Origin of the sequence: Bergeriella denitrificans NBRC 102155 (assembly GCF_001592185.1) — a bacterium.
GTDB classification, from domain to species: domain Bacteria; phylum Pseudomonadota; class Gammaproteobacteria; order Burkholderiales; family Neisseriaceae; genus Neisseria; species Neisseria denitrificans.
The window spans coordinates 1-3,455 of the sequence record NZ_BCWL01000211.1 but is presented as its reverse complement, the minus strand read 5'-3'; the positions used below and the strand labels follow the sequence as shown (position 1 = coordinate 3,455).

At 56.1% G+C, this 3,455-nt stretch carries 3 protein-coding genes; all 3 read right to left on the bottom strand.

The window, feature by feature from the left end:
- Positions 1-1,715 (bottom strand): ApeI family dehydratase (locus BDE01S_RS09270; protein ID WP_066080627.1); only part of this gene is annotated, 1,715 nt, incomplete at its 3' end.
- Positions 1,716-2,007: 292 nt separating this feature from the next.
- On the bottom strand, positions 2,008-2,508 hold the full coding sequence (locus tag BDE01S_RS09265; RefSeq protein WP_066080625.1) for an REP-associated tyrosine transposase: 501 nt from the start codon (positions 2,506-2,508) through the stop codon (positions 2,008-2,010).
- Between the two features lie 355 nt (positions 2,509-2,863).
- On the bottom strand, positions 2,864-3,403 hold the full coding sequence (locus BDE01S_RS09260; protein ID WP_066080622.1) for a COG4648 family protein: 540 nt from the start codon (positions 3,401-3,403) through the stop codon (positions 2,864-2,866).
- Positions 3,404-3,455 lie beyond the last annotated feature (52 nt).

The following is a 3,455-nucleotide window of genomic DNA, read 5'->3' as shown; positions in this document are numbered from 1 at the left end:
ACGGCCTCAAACACACCAAACACCAGCCGCCCCGAAGCGCAGCTTGCGCCTTCGCCGTTGCTGATTTTAAACACGGCTTTGTTTTTCTCTTCATCGTATTGCAGCGTCAGCACGATTTCGTCATGCGGACGCACGAATTGCTGGAATTTCAAATTTTCCACGCGGACAACCGCCTGCCGGCCCCATTCGAAACGGGCCGCCAAATCACGCACCCATTGTAATTCCACTACGCCGGGCACTAATGGAAATTTGGCGAAATGACCGCCGAAATAAGTCAAGTCCAACGGAATCCGGCCGCCGAATATCCGTACGCCCCCATGATGGTTTTCAGACGGCCTCTCCGTCCACACAGGCGCGGTTTGTGCCCTGGTAAAGGCCGTCTGGAAATCAGCGGCGGCGATTTTCGATTGCGCGTTGCGCGGCAAAGCATCGGTAAAACGCCAAAAACGCGGCAGCACCGCCTTGTCCAAAGAGGCCGCCAGGCAGCGGCGCAGGGTGTCGGCAACGGCGGCGCGGCCTTGTTCGCGCAAGGCCGCAATACCCGCCCCGGACAATGCCGCCCACACCGCCGGACGCCGCCGAAGCGGGTGCGGCGCGCAATGCGCATCGGCAATCCATTCGTGTTGCAGCAGCAGATGTTCGATTTGGACGAGCGATACGCGCTTGTCTTCAAACTTCATCACACGGTCTTGGCGGCCGAGCAGGATAAAGCCGTCTGAAAGATGATCCGTTTCAATCGCATCGGCGCTGCGCCACAGCCCCTGCGTCCACGGCGATTCTACCGCCAAAGTGCCGTCGTCCTGTTGCATAACGGCGGCTTGGGCAAACGGCTGCCACAGCCCGCCGTCCTGCCGCGACGCAATCACGCCCGTTTCGGTGCTGCCGTAGATTTCATACGGCCTGACCGCATATTGCGCCAGCACATCCGCCGCCGCCTGCGGCAACGCACCGCCCGCCGACACAATGCCCGCGATTTTCCCTTGCACCGCCGCCCAGTTGCGCCCCGCACCCAAGCGGTTGAGCAGCGCGGGGCTAGCAATCCAAACGCACAAATCCTGCGCCGCCGTCGCCGCCAGCAGCGTTTCGGGATAAACCGTCTGTGCACGCACCGTCGTCCAACCCAAAGTCAGCGCCAATGCAAAGCGGAAAGTCAAACCGTACATATGCTGCGGCGACACGCTGCCGACAACGTGCAAACCCTGTTGCGCAAACGGAACGGCAGCCGCCAAAGCCAGCGCTTCCGCCTCCATCTGTGCGGCGGTTTTCACCACAATCTGCGCCTCTCCGCTCGAACCGGACGTTTTCAAACAGGCGCGTGCGGTCGGCGCAATGCGGTAACCGGCAGGCGTTTCAGACGGCATGGCAGGATTTTCTTCCACGCGCCACAGCTTGAGGCCGTCTGAATTTCCGCCGGCAAATACCGCCGCCGCATCCGTCAGCACCACATCCGCAGCCGCCGCCCAAGCAATATTCTCCGCCGCCGTATTCGGCAGCAGCCGCGCCTCCGCCCCCGCGTGCCACACCGCCAAAAGCGCGCAGGCAAACTGCGCCGCATCGTCAAACCATAGGGCGGCGGTTTGAATACCACCGTTTTTCAGACGGCCGGACAGCGCAAACACCGCCCGGTTGAACTCCGCACGCGTCCATGCGGGGGAAACAGCGATTAAATCGTCGGCGGGCAGGGTTGGGTTGAGGATTTGGGTTAACGGGGTCATGGCGGGAATGATTGAGTTTTTCGGTTGTAGGTCGGGCATTCTTGCCCGACGTTTGGTATCCAATATGTTCAGGTGTGATAATGATTTGTCGGGCAAGAATGCCCGACCTACGGCTAGGAATTTAACTATATAGTGAAATAAAATAAAAAACTACGGCTGACGGCCTTCAAATCTCCAACACCCGTTTCCGATACACCCATTCCCCCGCAGTTGTAGGTCGGGCACTTTTGCCCGACAATTTGCAGGGGTTCTGCTACGTTTTCGGTATGCCCGATATTTTATTACTCCAGAATCAATCATGTGCCACAGTAAAATTAAGGTTTCCGCCACACCAGTCAGGCGGGTAAATACCGGCTTTGACATGGCGGTGAAAGGTCGAATACGGCCAGTCGGCGATACTGCGGACATAGCCGTGTTTCATCGGATTCCAATGGATGTAGTCAAAATGATTGGCAAAATCCTGTTCGTCCCGAATATGGTGTTCCCAAAAGCGGTTTTGCCAAATATGGCCGTCTGCATATTGTTTGCCGCAATGAAAAGTAACATGGCGTTTGATTTGATTCCAGCGTACGGAAAAATCAGCGTCGGCTTCGGGCATTTGCCAAATAGTATGCAGATGATCCGGTAATAATACCCATGCTTGAATTTCAAAAGGATAATTTTGTCTGACTTTTTGCACGGCTTCCCGCAAGGTGCTGCGGATATCCGCTCGGGTCAGAATCGGGCGGCGTTGGTAAGAATTAACGGTAAAGAAATAAAGGCCGCCGTTTCGATAGAATCTGCGGTAATCCATATTTACCCCTCAAATCAAATGAAATCATACCGATAAGCAGCAACCCGTAAGTCGGGCACTTTTGCCCGACAATTTGTTGAGGTTCTGATACGTTTCCGGCACGCCAACTAATGTCGGGCAAGAATGCCCGACCTACGGCATAGGTTTTCAGACGGCATCAAATCTTCCACACTTCTCATCCTTACATTTCTGCAAACATTAATCCCATCAGATCAAATGAAATCATACCGATAAGCAGCAACCCGTAGGTCGGGCACTTTTGCCCGACAATTTGTTGAGGTTCTGATACGTTTCCGGTACATCAGCCAATGTCGGGCAAAAGTGCCCGACCTACGGCATAGGTTTTCAGACGGCATCAAATCTTCAACACCCGTTTCCGATACACCCACTCCCCCGCAAACAAAATCCCCATCAGGCCATACGAAACGATACCGGTGTAAACCGCCCACCAGTCGTATTGTTCCGACAAAGCCAAGAGTGCGGCGGCGGTACCGTTGAAGATGAAAAAGCCGCACCAGATTTGGGTAACGCGGCGGGTGTAGCGTACGCCTTCGGGCGGCAGATCCGGGTGCTGCAGGCGTGCGAGGCGTTCGATGAGGGTTTGCCCTGCAAACAGGCTGCCGCCGAATGCGGCGAGCATCAGGCCGCTGACGGCGACGGGATACCAATACATCGAATCAGGCCGTCTGAAAACCAACACGGCGGCGAAAAAAGCGGCCAAAAGCCATGAAATACGGCGTTGTGCGGCGGTTTTCTGAATAAGGGCGCGAATCAGCCACAGGCCGCACATGGCGGCGGCCAGCCAGTAAAACGCGCCGTGTTCCCGCCCGTAATACCACAAGAGCGGATAGGCGAGACTGATAAGGGCGAGCAGGATATGGGCGGCGGTTTTCATGGCGGCGGGCAGTTTTCAGACGGCTTTTTTGTGGGAAAGGCCGTCTGAAAAG

Bases quoted from the DNA above. Each gene is read 5' to 3' on its own strand.
- BDE01S_RS09260 (WP_066080622.1), bottom strand. From the start codon at position 3,403: ATGAAAACCGCCGCCCATATCCTGCTCGCCCTTATCAGTCTCGCCTAT.
- BDE01S_RS09265 (WP_066080625.1), bottom strand. From the start codon at position 2,508: ATGGATTACCGCAGATTCTATCGAAACGGCGGCCTTTATTTCTTTACC.